Source organism: Pseudomonas sp. B21-056, assembly GCF_026016325.1.
In the GTDB taxonomy this organism is placed as follows: domain Bacteria; phylum Pseudomonadota; class Gammaproteobacteria; order Pseudomonadales; family Pseudomonadaceae; genus Aquipseudomonas.
The window spans coordinates 2,318,912-2,335,939 of the sequence record NZ_CP087203.1 but is presented as its reverse complement, the minus strand read 5'-3'; the positions used below and the strand labels follow the sequence as shown (position 1 = coordinate 2,335,939).

At 60.1% G+C, this 17,028-nt stretch carries 15 protein-coding genes; 4 read left to right on the top strand and 11 right to left on the bottom strand.

Annotation, left to right across the window (positions count from 1 at the left end; translation table 11 throughout):
- Nucleotides 1-26 precede the first annotated feature (26 nt).
- Genes LOY67_RS10450 through LOY67_RS10435 form a run of 3 tightly spaced genes read left to right on the top strand, consistent with a single transcriptional unit; the run spans nucleotide 27 to nucleotide 2,637 of the window.
- On the top strand, nucleotides 27-695 hold the full coding sequence (locus LOY67_RS10450; RefSeq protein ID WP_265067083.1) for a cupin domain-containing protein: 669 nt from the start codon (nucleotides 27-29) through the stop codon (nucleotides 693-695).
- A gap of 2 nt (nucleotides 696-697) precedes the next feature.
- Entirely contained in the window at nucleotides 698-1,825 is a 1,128-nt protein-coding gene (locus tag LOY67_RS10440; protein ID WP_320110014.1) for a flavin monoamine oxidase family protein, read from the top strand.
- 20 nt (nucleotides 1,826-1,845) lie between these two features.
- Entirely contained in the window at nucleotides 1,846-2,637 is a 792-nt protein-coding gene (locus tag LOY67_RS10435; protein WP_265067082.1) for an AraC family transcriptional regulator, read from the top strand.
- Between the two features lie 94 nt (nucleotides 2,638-2,731).
- On the opposite strand, the gene LOY67_RS10430 is transcribed toward LOY67_RS10435, so the two are convergent.
- The 5 genes from LOY67_RS10430 to LOY67_RS10410 form a co-directional block, all read right to left on the bottom strand.
- Nucleotides 2,732-3,448: an ABC transporter ATP-binding protein gene (locus LOY67_RS10430; RefSeq protein WP_265067081.1), complete on the bottom strand. Its 717-nt coding sequence runs from the start codon at nucleotides 3,446-3,448 to the stop codon at nucleotides 2,732-2,734.
- A 2-nt stretch (nucleotides 3,449-3,450) separates the two neighbouring features.
- Nucleotides 3,451-4,224 carry an ABC transporter ATP-binding protein gene (locus LOY67_RS10425; protein ID WP_265067080.1) on the bottom strand — a complete coding sequence of 258 codons (774 nt, stop codon included), beginning with the start codon at nucleotides 4,222-4,224 and terminating at the stop codon, nucleotides 3,451-3,453.
- The gene (locus tag LOY67_RS10420; RefSeq protein WP_413776176.1) at nucleotides 4,221-5,471 is read right to left on the bottom strand and encodes an ABC transporter permease subunit; all 1,251 of its coding nucleotides are present in this window, start codon (nucleotides 5,469-5,471) and stop codon (nucleotides 4,221-4,223) included. The genes LOY67_RS10425 and LOY67_RS10420 overlap by 4 nt, the downstream gene beginning before the upstream one ends.
- A gap of 11 nt (nucleotides 5,472-5,482) precedes the next feature.
- On the bottom strand, nucleotides 5,483-6,421 hold the full coding sequence (locus tag LOY67_RS10415; protein WP_265067079.1) for a branched-chain amino acid ABC transporter permease: 939 nt from the start codon (nucleotides 6,419-6,421) through the stop codon (nucleotides 5,483-5,485).
- 138 nt (nucleotides 6,422-6,559) lie between these two features.
- Nucleotides 6,560-7,708 carry a branched-chain amino acid ABC transporter substrate-binding protein gene (locus tag LOY67_RS10410; RefSeq protein ID WP_265067078.1) on the bottom strand — a complete coding sequence of 383 codons (1,149 nt, stop codon included), beginning with the start codon at nucleotides 7,706-7,708 and terminating at the stop codon, nucleotides 6,560-6,562.
- A gap of 382 nt (nucleotides 7,709-8,090) precedes the next feature.
- Here LOY67_RS10410 and LOY67_RS10405 point away from each other — a divergent pair, with 382 nt between their 5' ends.
- Entirely contained in the window at nucleotides 8,091-8,816 is a 726-nt protein-coding gene (locus tag LOY67_RS10405) for a FadR/GntR family transcriptional regulator (RefSeq protein ID WP_265067077.1), read from the top strand.
- Nucleotides 8,817-8,840: 24 nt separating this feature from the next.
- Here the strand turns inward: LOY67_RS10405 and LOY67_RS10400 are convergent, their stop codons facing one another.
- From LOY67_RS10400 to LOY67_RS10375, 6 genes are all read right to left on the bottom strand, one after another.
- Nucleotides 8,841-10,292, bottom strand: a complete 1,452-nt coding sequence (locus LOY67_RS10400; RefSeq protein ID WP_265067076.1) for an NAD-dependent succinate-semialdehyde dehydrogenase — start codon at nucleotides 10,290-10,292, stop codon at nucleotides 8,841-8,843.
- 67 nt (nucleotides 10,293-10,359) lie between these two features.
- The gene (locus tag LOY67_RS10395) at nucleotides 10,360-12,048 is read right to left on the bottom strand and encodes a thiamine pyrophosphate-binding protein (RefSeq protein WP_265067075.1); all 1,689 of its coding nucleotides are present in this window, start codon (nucleotides 12,046-12,048) and stop codon (nucleotides 10,360-10,362) included.
- Between the two features lie 25 nt (nucleotides 12,049-12,073).
- Complete coding sequence (locus LOY67_RS10390; protein ID WP_265067074.1) at nucleotides 12,074-13,270, bottom strand: NAD(P)/FAD-dependent oxidoreductase; 1,197 nt, start codon at nucleotides 13,268-13,270, stop codon at nucleotides 12,074-12,076.
- Nucleotides 13,271-13,303: 33 nt separating this feature from the next.
- On the bottom strand, nucleotides 13,304-14,116 hold the full coding sequence (locus tag LOY67_RS10385) for an NAD-dependent epimerase/dehydratase family protein (protein ID WP_265067073.1): 813 nt from the start codon (nucleotides 14,114-14,116) through the stop codon (nucleotides 13,304-13,306).
- 35 nt (nucleotides 14,117-14,151) lie between these two features.
- Complete coding sequence (locus tag LOY67_RS10380; RefSeq protein WP_265067072.1) at nucleotides 14,152-15,354, bottom strand: pyridoxal phosphate-dependent aminotransferase; 1,203 nt, start codon at nucleotides 15,352-15,354, stop codon at nucleotides 14,152-14,154.
- A complete protein-coding gene (locus LOY67_RS10375) occupies nucleotides 15,354-17,021 on the bottom strand; it encodes a hydantoinase B/oxoprolinase family protein (protein WP_265067071.1) in 1,668 nt (555 codons plus the stop codon). Before LOY67_RS10375 ends, LOY67_RS10380 begins: the two co-directional genes overlap by 1 nt.
- Nucleotides 17,022-17,028 lie beyond the last annotated feature (7 nt).

The following is a 17,028-nucleotide window of genomic DNA, read 5'->3' as shown; positions in this document are numbered from 1 at the left end:
TTTTGCTGATTTCTGGAATCAAGCTCATGCTCGTCAACGCAGACTTCTCCCGCAGCGCCATCGTCGCGTCCCACAGTTACCAATGGGTGGCTTCGCCGCAAGGCGGCATCGAGCGCGTCATGCTGGATCGGCTGGGGGGCGAGACGGCCCGAGCGACCAGCATTGTGCGCTATGCCCCGGAAACTTCTTTCCCCTCGCACCCGCATCCTGGCGGCGAAGAAATCCTGGTGTTGTCTGGAACACTTTCGGAAGAAGACCAACACTACCCCGCCGGCTGGTACCTGCGAAATCCTCCAGGATCGTCCCATCAGCCCTCCAGCCATGAAGGTGCGCTCATCTTCGTCAAGCTTTGGCAGATGAAACCTGATGAGAAGGATCCGGTGCGGATCGATACAAACGATCCCCGGGCCTGGCAGCAGCAGGACAGTCGGGAAATCTGCCCGCTGTTCTCGGGAGAAGACGAACAGGTCTGCCTGCTACGTCTACAACCAGGAGATCCTCTCTTTACCCAGAGCATCGACAGCGCCGAGTTGTTGGTGCTTTCCGGCCACATTGAAACGGTGGGGCAAGCATTCGAGCGCGGCAGCTGGATACGCTTGCCACCGGGCGCCTATCCGGACATTACCGCCGGCAGCCAAGGTGCCACCGTGTATCTCAAGACCGGACATCTGCTCAACATGCCGGTGGGGATTTAAGCATGCGAAAAGCTCGAGTGGCGATTGTCGGGGCGGGCTTGAGTGGCCTGTATGCCGCCTATGCACTGCAGAAAAAAGGTGTCACGGACTATGTAGTGCTCGAAGCCCGGGACGTGCCGGGGGGACGCATCGTATCCATCCCTCCTTCCGGCGTCATGAACTCCAGACAGGACCGCTTCGACCTGGGTCCCTCGTGGTTCTGGCCTGGCTATCAACGGCAGCTGGATCGTGTCATCCAGGAACTGAAGCTGCGTCGTTACGAGCAGTATGAGACAGGCGACATGATGGTGGAGCGTTCACGCGACATACCTGCTGCTCGCACGCGCGGCTACGTGAATTCACCGCCTTCGATGCGTCTGGAGGGTGGCATGGGCGCCCTTACCGACACCTTGCGTGAGCACCTGGACTCAACGCGAATCCTCACTGGGCAAACGGTGCGCAACATGCGCCGCACAGAACATGGCATTGAATTGGATAGCACCGACTCATCAGGCCAGGTCACCATCTGGGACGTCGAACAGGTTCTCCTCGCGATGCCTCCACGCCTGGCACAGGCCACGATCGATTTTTCGCCAGCCTTGCCGGTGGAGCTCGCCCGAAGCTGGGCAGAGACCGGCACATGGATGGCCCCCCACGCCAAGTACTTCGCAATCTTCGATACACCTTTCTGGCGCGAGCAAGGACTCTCCGGCGAAGGACGAAGCGGAGTTGGCCCCCTGGTGGAGATCCATGACGCTTCGATTCCACAGGGCAGCGCCGCGCTGTTCGGCTTCATTGGTGTTCCGGCGACCGTTCGCAAGACAGTGCCTGAACACGAGTTACGATCACTTTGCCGCGCCCAGTTGGTCCGGATGTTTGGTCCACAGGCCGGTGCTCCGAAAGCCGAGTTCGTGAAAGACTGGGCAGCAGAGCCATTTACCGCCACCGAGGCTGATCTCACGGGTGCGAGTCAACATGCAGCAGCGCCCTCTGCCATGGCAGTCTCCGGGCCGTGGCGTGGATGCCTTACCGGTATCGCCAGTGAATGGTCGCCACAGTTTCCCGGCTATGTCGCCGGCGCAGTCGATGCAGCTGATCAGGGGGTACAGGGGCTGGCGAGACATTCGATTTTCGTGTACTCCAACACCTGACCTTCTGTCCGAGATCAATCATGAAGTGGGACACCATCGAAGCCCCCCACGGCCTCACCCCCCCCGCGCCCTTGAAGGTACGCGCCCAGTCCATCCCTGCGCGACACAGTTTTCCCGAGCATGCCCATGACTGGCACCAGATGGTCTATGCGATTTCCGGCGTGCTGACGGTCAATACGCACTCCGGCTCCTTCGTGATCTCGCCGGAACAGGCCGCCTGGCTGCCGACCGGACTCAGTCACAAGGTCGGCTCAATGTTCGGTGCGGAGTTTCGCAGCCTGTGGATCAGCGATCACATCCCGTCCGGCCTGCCTGGCGATCACCCCACATTGTTCGACGTGTCGCCCTTGCTCAAGGCGCTGATCATCGAAGCGGCCCGGATAGAAGATGAAGAAGACAACGACGGCTACACCGGTCGCATCACGCAACTGATCCTCGACCAACTGCGTCGCACCACCCCTATCTCCACCGCCCTGCCCTGGCCCCGTAATCAGGCGTTGGTGACGCTGTGCGAAGCCCTGTATGCCGACCCGGCGGATCCGACGGAAATGGACAGCTGGGCTCGGAAACTGGGAATGTCCGAGCGCACGCTGGCGCGCCATTTTGTCAGCGAAACAGGGATGAGCCTGCGTACCTGGCGAAGACGACTGCGCCTGTTCAGAGCCATCGAACTGCTCGGTGATGGCCTGGACGTGACCCGCACGGCCCTGGAGCTGGGCTACGGTTCCACCTCCGCGTTCATCTATGCGTTTCGCCAGGAACTGGGCAGCAGCCCGCACGCGTATATGCGTGGGGAGTCGGCGCCAGCGTGAGCTGTGATGGATCCACCACCGAATGCGTCAATCCTGCCGAGCGCGCAAAAGCCTTGTCTATGTGCTCCGGCGGAGATGGAGGACACCCAGGAATCTATTCGCCCAGATAGGCTTTCTGCACCTGCTCATTGTGAAGCAACTCTTGCGCTTGCCCTTCCAGGGCAATCCGGCCACCGTCAATCACATAGGCTCTCTGGCATGTCTGCAAGGCGAGCTTCGCGTTTTGCTCTACCAGCAGCAGCGTGACGCCGCCCTTCACCACCTCACGGATAGTCTCGAATATCTTCTGCACGATAATCGGAGCGAGCCCCATGGAGGGTTCGTCGAGCAGGAGTAATTTGGGCTTACCCATCAGGGCGCGGGAGATCGCCAGCATCTGCTGCTCGCCACCGGACATGGTGCCGGCGAGCTGGAAAGCCCTTTCCTTGAGCCGGGGGAAAATGTTGAACATGCGTTCTATGTCGGTCTCGATAGCCGTCTTGCCATCGGTACGGGAAAAGGCGCCCATTTCCAGGTTTTCGTGAACCGTCAGTTTGGGGAAGATGCCACGCCCTTCCGGCACCAGCGCCAAGCCTTCCCGTATCAAGTCGTGACTCTTGATCCTGGCATGCTCTTTCCCGTCGAAGGTAATCCGCCCTGCGGTCGGTGTCAGCATGCCGGCCAGGGTCTTGAGTGTGGTGGTCTTGCCAGCGCCGTTGGCCCCGATCAAGGCGACCATTTCACCTTCGCCCACATGAAAGTCCAGCCCCTTGATGGCCTGGATGGCGCCATAGGAAACCTTGAGATCGTTTACCTGGAGGATCTTTTTCATGTTCAAGCTACCGTCTCAGTACCCAAATATGCCTCGATCACCCGAGGGTCCTTCTGAACCTGCGCAGGCAGGCCGTCAGCGATCTTTTTGCCGAACTCCAGCACCGTCACGTGATTGCAAAGTCCCATGACCAGTTTCACGTCATGCTCGATCAGCAACACGGTCTTGCCGTCGCCCTGCATCTTGCACATCAACTGACGCAAGCCTTCGGTTTCCGAGGCGTTCATGCCGGCCGCCGGTTCATCCAGGGCGACCAGCAGCGGCTCCGTTGCCAGTGCCCGCGCGATTTCCAGTCGACGCTGGTCGCCGTATGAAAGGTTTTTTGCCAATTCGCCCGCGAAACGGCCGATACCGACGTAATCGAGCCAGTAGCGCGCCGCCTCATGAATCTCGCGCTCTTCCTGGACACAACGACGGGTGCGCAAGATAGCGCCGAACACGCCACTTTTCGTGCGGACGTGACGGCCGATCATGACGTTCTCCAGCGCCGTCATGTTGTGGAACAGGCGGATGTTCTGAAAGGTCCGGGAAATGCCGGCCTCGACCACCTTGTGAGGCTTGCTGATCCGCAGCGGCTTGCCGTTGAAATCGACCTTGCCTTCCTCGGCGTGATACAGCCCCGTCAACACGTTGAACAGCGTCGTCTTGCCCGCACCGTTCGGACCGAGCAGGCCGCGGATTTCACCGCGCCGGATACTCAGGTCGATGCCATGCAGCGCCTGTAACCCACCGAAGAACTTGCTGACGTTACGCAGTTCCAGCAGTACGTCGCTCATACCTTGTTCACCTCTTTCAGTCCGAATTCGGCTGACACGGGTTGCAGATGCTCTACGGTGCTGTCCAGCGCGGGGGGCAGAACCATTGGCTCGCTTTCATCTTCGTGCAGCTCGGCGCGGCGACGGTTCGATGGCCACAGCCCTTCGGGCCGGAACCGCATGACCAGGATCAACGCGAGGCCGAACACCAGCATCCGCAACGTTGAGGCATCGAGGACATTGCGCAGCACTTCGCGGCTGATGAAGGTCACGTTGTCCAGGACGAATGGTTGCACCCAGTTCACCAGGTCGCGGAAGACCTCGGGCATGACCGACAGGATCAGCGCACCGAGTACCACACCGCGGATCGAGCCCATGCCCCCCAGCACAACCATCGCCAGGACCATGATCGACTCCATCAAGGTGAACGATTCCGGGCTGACAAACCCTTGGTACGCGGAAAACAACGCACCTGACACCCCACCGAAGGTTGCCCCCATCGCAAATGCCAGGAGTTTGAGATTGCGTTTGTTCAGGCCCATCGCCTCGGCGGCGACCTCGTCTTCGCGCAGCGCCATCCAGGCACGCCCGATGCGGGAAACCTCCAGGCGCTTGGACAAGATGATCGAAAGGATGACCACCGCCAGAAAGAACAGGTAGTAGCTGATGACCGGCGAAACCTGCAACCCGAACAGGCTCCATTTGGCCTGCAAGGAGATGATGGCCTCGGGGGCCTGCCCACTGGCATGACTCCAGGCGCCGGCATCGACGTGCAATGGGGCAATGCCGGAAATGCCCTGCGGACCGTTGGTGATGTTTACCGGTTGGTCCAGGTTGTTCATGAAGATGCGGATGATTTCACCGAAGCCCAGCGTGACGATCGCCAGATAGTCACCGCGCAACTTGAGCACCGGTGCGCCGATCAGTACACCGCATATCGCGGCAATGACGGCGGCCAACGGAATGATGATCCATAGGGGCCAATTCATGACCCCCTCCGTCAACCCCGTCATGTTCAGGTGCGGGGATGAGAGCAGCGCATACAGGTAGGCGCCAATGGCATAGAAGCCGATATAGCCCATGTCCAGCAGCCCGGCATAGCCGATGACGATATTCAACCCCAGTGCCAGCAGTACATAGAGCATGGCAAAACCGAGAATGCGTACCCAGGTCGGCCCCAGGAACGGTATGGCGTCGACCACGAATGGCAAGGCGACGAAGGCCAGCGCGAGCAGTGCATATTGAGCGCGGATATTCTTTATCTTCATGGCAAAGCCTCCTATGCGCGGTCGGCCTGGCGCTCACCCATCAGGCCGTTGGGCCGGAAAAGCAAGACCATGATCAACACCATGAAGGCAAAAATGTCCTGATAGTTGGCGCCCAGGAATCCGCCGGTCAATTGCCCGGTATAACCTGCGGCGAGGGACTCGATCAGCCCCAGCAGAATCCCGCCCGCCATCGCGCCGAAAAGATTTCCGATGCCTCCAAGCACCGCGGCGGAGAAGGCTTTGAGCCCCAGCAACAGGCCCATGTAGGCGTCGGCCTGGCCATAGTTGACCGCGCGCATGACACCGGCCACTGCCCCCAACGATGCGCCGATTACGAAGGTGGCGGAGATCACCCGGTTGATGTTGATGCCCATCAGCCCGGCGACCTCCTGGTTCTGCGCGGTGGCCCGCATGGCCTTGCCGAGCCGGGTCTTGTCGACCAGCAACCACAGCGCAAACATGATGACCACCGAGATGATCATGATGCTCATCTGGATATTGGTAATGGTGGCGCCAAACACATCGATCGGTTGGGTTTCAACCACCTCGGGAAAGGTCTTGTAACCACGTCCCCAGATCATCATCGCCAGGTTCTGCAGAAAAATGGAGATACCAATCGCCAGGATCAGTGGCGTCAGGCGAGGAGCTTTGCGCAGCGGTCGGTAGGCAAATTTTTCCATACCTTGCGCCATCAACATGCACACGACTGCCGCAATCATGATTGCGAGCAGGAGTGTCAGCACGCCGGGGGCAAATCCGAACCCTGCAAGCATGGTCAGCACCGAAATCGTCACCATCGCCCCAACCATCACGATCTCGCCGTGGGCGAAGTTGATCAGGCCGATAATGCCGTAGACCATGGTGTAACCCAGCGCTACCAGGGCGTAGATGCTGCCGAGCACCAGACCATTGAGGATCTGCTGCAACAAGATATTGAGATTGGCGTCCACTTCGTGATTCCTCGAAACTGCGTCGTGTTCACCGCGCCGGCTTGTAGCGCCGGCGCGGTGACATTCATGGCAGATCAGAAAAAGTCTTCTTGTTATGGTCACGGGCCATGGAGGCCCGCTTGGGGTTGCTGCTCAAACTTACTCGCGCTCCACCGCCAGGGTTTTCCATTTGCCGTCTTCAAACTGGAAAATCGTCGCTGCCGCGTTCTTGAGATTGCCGGCCTCGTCAAATGCAATGGTGCCGGTGACACCTTCGTAGCTGGAGCTTTTCAGGACGGGCAGGTAAACAGCCGGATCATCCGATTGCGCCTTGACCATTGCGTTGATCGCAGCCCAGGTGGCGTCGTATGCGGCCGGCGACGATTGCACCACGCCCGTGCCGAACCTGGCCTTGAGCTTCTGCTCGAAAGCAGCGCCTTTCGGCATCTCCTGCAACGGCGTGCCGTAGTTCCAGGCGTACGCACCTTCAGCCGCGCTGCCCGCCATTTTCTTGAATTCATCGTTAGGCAGATTGCCGATGTTCATGAACCTGGCCTTGATGCCCAGGTTTTTCATCTGCTTGGCCATCGGCGCCGCCTGATAATCCAGGGCGGCAAAGAACACAGCGTCCACTTGTTGCGCTTTGGCAGTGGTCAGGATGGCGTTGAAATCGGTGGCCTTGTCGTTGGTGTACTCACGTACCACGACATTGCCGCCCGCCGCCTTGACCGCCTTGTTCACCTCATCCGCCAGGCCTTGGCCATACGCAGTGCGGTCATCGAAGATCGCAATGCGTTTGGCACCGAGTTTATTGACCAGGTAGTTGCCGGCGTAGCGACCCAGCGTGGCGTCGTCATTGACCACGCGGAACACCGACTTGATGCCTTGCTTGGTCAACGCAGGGTTGGTTGCCGAGGGCGTGATCTGAGGAATGCCGGCATCGCCATAGATCTTGGAGGCCGGAATACTGGTGCCCGAGTTGTAGTGGCCGATGACCACGGCGACCTTGGCATCCACCAGGCGCTGGGCTACCGCAGTGCCGGTGCGTGGGTCCGCCACGTCGTCTTCGGAGACCAGCTTGAACTCGGCCACCTTGTCGCCTATTTTCAGTTTTTGCTGATTGGCCTCTTCGATGGCGATGCTCACGCCATGTTCAACGTCCAGCCCCTGGTGACCGGATGGCCCGGTCAATGGCCCGGCAAAGCCTATTCGGACCTGCTCGGTGTCCGCAGCAGTGGCGATCCCGACACTGAGCGCTGAAGCCATGGCCGCAGCGAGTGCTGTGAAGATCAGGTTGTGTTTACGCATATACCCCTCCCAGAAATCATCGGACAAAACGAATTGAGCACGTTGACGTGCAAATCTTCTTTTCCATGCCCGGAGCCTTGTCACGGCACCCGGATTTTTATTCGGGACAATCTCACTGCTGGTACGGCCATCGTAGCCGACCGAGCTTGTAAGATAACAGTCAGCAGGCAACTGTCAATTGGTATATGCTGGCATCCATGAAAATGCCGGATGACCACGCCCTGTGAAGTCAGTTGTTTGATAACATACGGGGCGCGGTCAACTGCCCGGATCATCGGCCTACTGATGAAATAAACCGAGACTTTGCACTTATTTGACGGGGCCAACCCGGCGGTCAACCCTTCATCTTCCGTGATGAGCAATCAGATTCAGGAGCAACACAATGGACGCGACAACAGGTACGCGCAGGGGCAATCTTGCAGAGACGGTCATCCGTGAACTGGCCAATCGCATCGACGTGGGCACCTACGGTCCCGGCGAGAAGCTGCCTTCCGAACAGGCGCTGTGCAAAGAATTCAACGTCAGCCGGCCAGTCATCCGCGAGGCGGTCGCCTCACTGCGCCTGGGTGGGCGGTTGATCGCGCGCCAGGGTGTGGGCGTGTTCGTCGTCGAGCAGGACGTCAAGCGCATCGGCTATGCACTCAGCACCGCCGTCGATGATGTCCGCGCAGCGGCCCAGGTGCTGGAACTTCGCCTGGGCATCGAAACCGAATCCGTTGCCCGAGCCGCCGAACGCCGGAGCCCGACCAGCATGGCGGACATCACCCAGGCATTCGATCGTTTCAATGCGCTGGATGGCACCGATCTTGAAGAAGAGGCCAAGGCCGATTTCGAGTTTCACCTGGCGATCGCCCGCGCCACCAACAACCCTCATTTCACTCAGCTTCTGGAAGCATTGGGGCCGGATATCATCTTTGACCTGCACCTCAAGCACGGGCAATCCACCGGCAAGAGTCGCCAGGCACACATCAAGAAAATCGGCCGGGAACACGGCGCGATTCTTTCGGCGATTACCATGGGCGACATCAACGGTGCCCGCACCGCACTGCGCAAGCACCTTGAAGAAAGCCTTTCGCGCTATCAGCGCCTGGTGCAGAGCGGAGAGTGATCTCCGCCCTGCCGTTTCACCTGGTCAACCCAGCCCCAGGCACAGGTATTTGATCTCGACGTAATCCTCGATACCGTAGCGCGAGCCTTCACGGCCAAGGCCAGAAGATTTAATGCCGCCAAATGGCGCAACTTCTGTAGCCAGCACGCCCACGTTCACCCCGACCATGCCGTATTCCAGCGCTTCGGACACCCGCCACACCCGCCCCAGGTCACGGGCATAGAGGTAACAGGCCAGGCCAAACTCCGTCGCATTGGCCTGAGCGATCACCTCGCTTTCCGTGCTGAAACGGAACAGTGGCGCCACGGGTCCGAAAATTTCCTCCCGGGCCACACGCATATCGGTCGTGACGTCGGCCAGCAACGTTGGCTCATAGAAGGCACCACCCAATGCGTGACGCTTACCCCCGGTCATCACCCGCGCCCCGCCCTCTCGCGCTTCGGTCACCAATGTATCGACCCCGACCAACGCCCTGGCGTCGATCATAGGACCGACCTCGGTGCCCGCCTGCGCGCCATCGCCGACCACCAGCTCGTTGATTCGAGCGGCAAATTTCTCGACGAAGCGATCATAGATGCCATCCTGGATGAAGAAGCGGTTGGCGCACACACAGGTCTGACCGGCATTGCGGAATTTGGCGATGACGGCACCTTCGACCGCCGCGTCAAGGTCAGCATCGTCAAAGACGATGAAAGGCGCATTGCCTCCCAGCTCCAGGGTGACTTTCTTGACCGTGGCGGCGCACTGTTCAAAAAGCTGGATGCCAATGGGCGTGGAGCCGGTGAACGACAGCTTGCGCACGATCGGACTGGAGGTCAGTTCGCTGCCGATCGCACTGGAATCACCGGTGACCACACTCAACACACCACGGGGAATGCCGGCCCGCTCAGCCAGCACACAGAGCGCCAGCGCCGTGAAGGGCGTCTGTGAAGCCGGTTTCAGCACCAGCGTACAGCCGGCCGCCAACGCTGGCGCGGCCTTGCGGGTGATCATTGCCGCGGGGAAATTCCACGGGGTAATCGCGGCACAGACGCCTATGGGCTCTTTGGTGACGATAAGCCGCCGATCAACATGGGGCGACGGGATCACATCGCCATAAACGCGCTTGCCCTCCTCTGCATACCACTCCACATAAGCAGCCGCGAAGGCAATTTCACCTCGCGCCTCGGCCAGTGGCTTGCCCTGCTCGGCGGTCATGATCTGCGCGAGGTCTTGCTGATGATTCATGATTTCGCGAAACCAGGCTTGCAGGCGCGCTGCACGCTCTTTCGCGGTGAGTGCACGCCAGGCGGGAAGCGCGGCGTGGGCGGCGTTGATCGCACGCCGAGTTTCGCCGCTTCCCATTCGCGGTACACAACCGATCACCTCGCCGGTGGCGGGGTTGGTCACATCAATGGTCCCGGCAGTGTCAGCCGCTACCCATTGACCATCGATGTAGCAAAGTTCACGCAGCAGTTCAGGATCGGCCAGTCTCATGATGAGTGCTCGTAAAAATGGGTGAAAAAAAGGCGGGACGACGCATCCGTCCCGCCTTGGAGGAAAATCAGCGCGAAGCGAGGGCTTTTTCGCGTATCTGGCTCAAGCTCATGCGAGGGGTCAGCGCTTCCGGGTCGACCTGAATCTCGATCAGGGCTGGTTTCTGCGAGGCGATACAGCGCTCGAATGCATCAGCGAACTGTTCGGTGGCCACCACCGTTTCGGCATGGAAGCCATAAGCACGCGCCAGCAGGGCGAAGTCCGGGTTGTGCAGTTCGGTTCCAGAAACGCGACCTGGGTAGCTGCGTTCCTGGTGCATGCGAATCGTGCCGTACATGCCGTTGTTCACCACGATCACCACCAGGCGGGCGTCATAGTTGGCAGCGGTGGCCAGTTCCTGGCCGTTCATGAGGAAGCAGCCATCGCCGGCAAATGCCACGACCGTACGCGCAGGCGCGGTGATCTTGGCCGCCACCGCCGCCGGCACCCCGTACCCCATGGAGCCGTTGGTTGGACCCAACAGGGTGCGGAAGGTGCGGTGCTGATAACCGCGGTGCACCCAGCCGGTGTAGTTGCCGGCACCACAGGTGATGATGCTGTCGTGCGGCAGGCGATCATTGAGCCAGGCGATGACTTCGCTCATCTGCACCGGCCCTGGCGATGCCGGGCAGTCGAAGTTGGCACGGTAGCCACGATTGAGTTGCGCAGTCCAGGCTGCCAGCCCTTGGGGATTGACCGCTGGCAATGCCGCCACTTGCGCGGCGAAGGTTTTCATTCCGGCGTTGATTGCCAGGGTGGGCTGATAGACCCGTCCGAGTTCTTCAATACCCGCGTGCACGTGAATCAGTTTTTGTTTGGGGACCGGGATGTCCACCAGTGCATAACCGCCCGTGGTCATCTCGCCAAGACGCGCACCGATCACCAGCAGCAGGTCCGAATGCTTGACCGCCTCGACCAGTTCAGGCCCGGCAGCCAACCCCAGGTCACCCGCGTAGTTGGGCAGCGTATTGTTGAACAGATCCTGGCAGCGGAACGAAGCGGCCACCGGCAGATTCTGTTTTTCGATGAACGAACGAATGTCGTCCACTGCTCCAGCACTCCAGCCACCACCGCCCAGCACCACCAACGGGCGCTGCGCCTGACCGATCAGGCTCTGCAGTTGCTCAAGCGAAGCAGGCGAAGCGGCCGGTTCGATGACCTGTGAAGGGCCGGCATCGGCAACGCTGACCCGATCTGTCAGCATGTCTTCCGGCAAGGCCACGACCACCGGGCCGGGGCGACCGTTGATGGCGCGATGAAAAGCCTGACTGAGCAGTTCGGGCAAGCGTGCGGCATCATCCACTTCCACCACCCATTTGGCCATCTGGCCGAACATGCGGCGATAATCGATCTCCTGGAACGCTTCGCGCTCCACCTGATCCCGGGCCACCTGACCGATGAACAGGATCATCGGCGTGGAGTCCTGGAACGCAGTGTGCACCCCGACCGAAGCGTTCGTGGCACCCGGACCGCGGGTGACGAAGCAGATCCCCGGCTTACCGGTCAGCTTGCCATAGGCTTCGGCCATATAGGCCGCGCCTCCCTCCTGGCGGCAGACGATCAACTCGATATCGTCCTGCGCATCGTGCAGCGCATCGAGCACCGCGAGGTAACTCTCACCCGGCACGCAGAAAGCCCGCTCGACGCCGTTGATACGCAGCGCATCAACCAGTACCTGACCGCCTGTACGGGTTGCCGTGGAATTGTTGTCAGTCATTTTTGTTCTCCATCAGGCCACGCGGTCAGATGACCGAGTCTTCCAAAAAGGGACGGTTTTCAACTACGCGTTGATAAGACAGGGCGCTCAAATCCAGGCTGCGGTATTCGCCATAGGTGATCAGCTCACTCAAGCCCCGACCGATAGCCGGCGCCTGCTGCAGGCCGTGACCGCTGAAGCCGTTGCAGAACAGGAAGTTGCGTACTTCGTTGTGGGGGCCGACGATGGCGTTGTGATCCAGCACGCAGAAGTCGTAATGACCGGCCCAGGAGTTAACGACTTTGATCGCCTCAAACGCGGGAACACGCTCGGCGAGGATCGGCCATACCTCTTCGTCAAACTCGTCGTGCAGCACGTCGAAGTCATCGAAGGCGACTTCCGGGTCGACTTTGGGATAAGTGCCGCCAAGGTACAGATGACCTTCCGGGCGAAAAAACACACCGGTTGGATCGATGGTCAACGGCACCACGCCTTGCAGCGGCGTATGGCAATCGAAAACAAACAGTGAGCGCCGACGCGACTCGACCGGGATCTGCAAGCCGGCCATCTTTGCCACGGTGGGCCCGCGGGTACCGGCCGTGTTGACCAGGTAATCACAGCTGATGCGCTCGCCACTGGCCAGGGTCACGCCGCTGATCTGATCGCCCTTGCGCAGAACCTCGACCACTTCGTTCTCGATGTACTCGACCCCCATCGAACGCGCTTTCTTGCGAAAGCCGTTCATGATGCCGTAGTTGTCGAACCAACCCTCATCCTTCTCACCGTAGGTCCCGCCGGCCAGGCTATCGGGGTTGACCCAGGGGAAACGCCTGATCAGCGCCTCGGTGTCCATGAGCGTCACATCGGCGCCGTTGTCCAGCTGCGTCTGGTGCAGACGCTTGAGTACGTCGAAACCTTTCTGGTCGGCCAGGAACAGGTAGCCGTTTTCCTTGAAGGCCAGATCCGGCTTTTCGCCATTGACCTCCATCAGTTGCGCAAAGTCGCGGATGAACTGGGCGCCAAACCGGGAGATCTGAATGTTGATCGGGTTGGAAAACTGCACGCGAATCGAGCTGCTCGAAAGTGCAGTCGCCGACTGGGCATAGGTCCAGTCACGCTCGATGACCAGCACCGACCCGGTGAAATCCGGGTTATTGGCCAGGAAATACGCCGTGGCACTGCCGTTCACCGCACCGCCCACGATCACCACGTCGTAATGTTGTTTTGTTGCTGTCGAAGCCATGGCTCGGACCTCTTGGAGTTCGATGAATAGGCGTTACTTCGGATCTTCGAAATGACCGGCACCGGCAAAGTTGCCGCCATGAAAACGAGCGGCAGGCTCATTCGGATCCAGCGGCGGATGCTCGGCGAGCACGGCTTCGCGGTAATCGTCCGCACTGTCTTGCGGCTCGTAGCCCAAGGACGAAGCCATCCGGTTATCCCAGAGTGACTCCCGGTTGGCCGACATGCCGTAGACGATCATGTGCCCTGCACGGGGCGCATGCAGGGATCGCTCGACGATCTGGGCAAAGTCGGAGAACGACAGCCAGGTCGCCAGCATGCGACGGTCCAGCGGCTTTTCGAACGATGAGCCGATACGGATATTGACGGACTCGATGCCGAACTTGTCCCAGTAATAACGGCCCAGGTCCTCGGCGAAACATTTGCTCAAGCCGTAGAGCGAATCAGGTCGATGCGGGACGCTGGCATCGATGGTTTCGGTACGGTCGTAGAAACCGATGGCGTGATTGGAGCTGGTGTAGATCACCCGCTTCACACCTTTCTGCCGGGCGGCTTCATAGATGTTGTAGGTCCCGACGATGTTGCCGTTGAGGATCAACTCGAACGTGTTCTCAAGCGGAACCCCACCGGCATGGATGATCGCATCGACGTCTTCGGCCAACGGCAGCACGTCGGCAAAACTGGCCAGATCGCAGCGCACCAGTTCTTCGTGAGGTGCGGCTTCACCCATGTCGGCGATGTCGGTCAATCGCAGATATTCGGCATGCGCGGCCATCTCGGCACGCAGGATCTTGCCCAGGCGGCCCGCAGCCCCGGTAATCAACAATCGTTTAAAAGGCTTGCTCATCGGAAAACTCTCGAATTAGTCAGTGACGGCGACGCTTAAACCAACAAGGCCAGAGCCGCGCGCATCTGCACGATGGCCTGCTCAAGCTGTTGGCGAGACGTCGCGAAAGACAGGCGAATGTAGGGTTCAAGACCAAATGCAGAACCCGGGACCGTCGCGACCTTGCCGACACGCAGCAAGTAATTGGCGAGGTCGGTATCGGTCTCGATCACTTGCCCATCGAGTGTCCGTTTGCCGAGAAACGCCGAACATTTCGGGAAGGCATAGAACGCTCCTTCGGGCATCTGCAGCTCCAGCCCGTCAATGGCCGCCAGGCCTTCGACGACCATTGCACCCCGGGCCTGATACTCGCGATTGGCATCACGCACGAAGTCCTGGGGGCCGCTCAGAGCTGCCGCGGCAGCCAACTGGGAAATGGCCGAGGGGCATGTCGTGGTCTGCGATTGGGTTTTGTTCATCGCGACAATCAGTTCTTTCGGCCCTGCCGCATACCCCAGGCGATACCCCGTCATGGCGTAGGCTTTCGATACGCCATTGATCACCAGCGTGCGCTCGCGCAGTTCGGGACAGGCCGTCACGAACGGCACGAAAGGCTTGTCACCCAGAATGATGTGCTCATAGATTTCATCGGAGATGACCAGGATCCGCGGATGTTTCTTCAGCACCGCTCCCAATGCCGCGAACTCCTGCCGGGTATAGATCGCGCCGCAGGGATTGTTCGGCGAGTTGAGCATCAACCAGCGGGTCTTCGGCGTAATCGCCGCCTCGAGGCGTGCGGCATCGAGCTTGAAGCCATACTCCGAACCGCAAGGTATGACCTTGGGCACACCGCTGTTGAGCAGCACCATATCGGTGTAGGACACCCAGTAGGGCGCCGGCGTGATCACCTCGTCGCCCGGCTCCAGCGTTGCCAGGAAAGCATTGAACAGCAGTTGCTTGGCGCCGTTGGCAATGCAGATTTCGTCCAGGCCGTAGTGCAAGTCGTTTTCGCGGGCAAACTTATCGACGATGGCCTGGCGCAATACCTCGTAACCGTTGGGCGCGGTGTAGTGGTTGTTGCCCTCCAGCATGGCCCGATAGGCCGCTTCGATGACGTGGGCCGGCGTATTGAAGTCCGGCTCGCCAAGGCTGAGGTTGATGACCGGTTCGCCTTGCGCGAGCATTTTCTTGGCCAGGACAGATACCGCCATGCTTGGCGAACTCTTGACTGTTTTGACCCGCGAACTTTGAAATTCCATTACTTGCTCCCTTGCCCGGCTTCATAGCCATAGTCGTCACGCGCCTGTTCGACACTGATGTAGCCAAAGCGCAGATCACGCTCGACGTCCTCTCGCGGACGCCGGCGCGGGTCGCCGTAGCCACCACCGCCCGGCAAACTGAGAATCAGGCGGCGGTCCGCCGGCACGAATTGCTGGCCCTTGCCGCGCAACAACGTGCCATCATCCAGACCGACATATCCGTGGGCCCCCTCTTTGCCCCCCTCAAGCCCTCGGGCGGGATAGAGAATGCGATCAAACATGGCGCTGAAACGGAACGAGTACCCCTCGGCGGCGGACACTTCGATTTCCTGTCCCAGACCTCCGCGCAACTGACCGGCGCCGCCCGATCCATTGCGCAGCTCCTTGCGCCAGACAATGACCGGCCCGGCATGCTCGGTGGCCTCGACCGGCATGGTGTGCACACCGCTCGGGAACGCCGTGGCACTCAAGCCATCCTTGCCGGCGCGCGCGCCCATGCCACCGCTGTTGAACATCAGCATCTCGGCGTTACGCCCCTCGGGATTGCTGTCCAGGGGGCGGACACTCAAGTGCAGGTTCCACAGCGCACTGGCGCCCTCGGCCGGAACCTGGCCGTGCAGGCATTGATGCAGGGCACCGAGCACCAGGTCCGGCACGAAGTGCCCGAGCACGTGACGCACCGACACCGGCGCCGGGTGCTTGGCATTCAGGATGCACCCTTCCGGCGCCACCACATCGAACGGCGCCAGGGATGCCGAGTTGTTCGGGATCTCAGGGGCGACGATGCATTTGAGGCCATAGCAGGCATATGCCTTGGCGTAGCCCAGCGGTACGTTGATACCGAACTGGCTCATGCCGGAGGTGCCGTTGAAATCCGTGAGAATGCCATCCGGCCCGACCGTCAGCGTCACCGACAAGGTCACGGGAACGTCATAGCCGTCCAGGGTCATGCTGTTCTGGTAAGTGCCATGCGGCAGGGACTTGAAGCACTCCAGCGTCGCCTGGCGGCTGTGCTCCAGAATGAACCCGCCGATGTGTTCCAGATCATCGAGGCGGAACTCTTCGAGCATGCTCAACAAGCGCTTGTGACCGGTTTCGTTGCAGGCCGACAGGGCATAGAAGTCACCGACCACCCGATCGTTCTCGCGCACGTTGTTGCGCAGGATATTGATCAGGTCGCGGTTGACCTGGCCGCGCTCGAACAGCTTCATGATCGGAATGAACAGGCCTTCTTCGTAGACCTCACGGGCATCCGGGCCAAAACCACGGCCGCCGATATCGACGACATGGGCCGTGCTGGCAAAGTAGCCGATCAGCTTGCCCTTGTAGAACGAGGGAGAAACGATGGTGATGTCGTGCAGGTGGCCGGTGCCCTTCCAGGGGTCGTTGGTCACGTACACATCGCCTTCGAAGATGTTCTCCTGGCCGATGTCATTGATGAAATGCACCACCGCCTCGGCCATCGTGTTGACGTGCCCGGGAGTACCGGTCACCGCCTGGGCAAGCATGTTGCCGGAACGGTCGAAGACGCCGGCGGACAAATCGCCCGCCTCACGCACACTGGTCGAGAATGCCGTGCGGATCAGCGTCAGGGCCTGTTCTTCAACCACCGAAATCAGGCGATTCCACATCACCTGCATTTGAATATCGATCAAGGTATCGCTCATGGAAAAA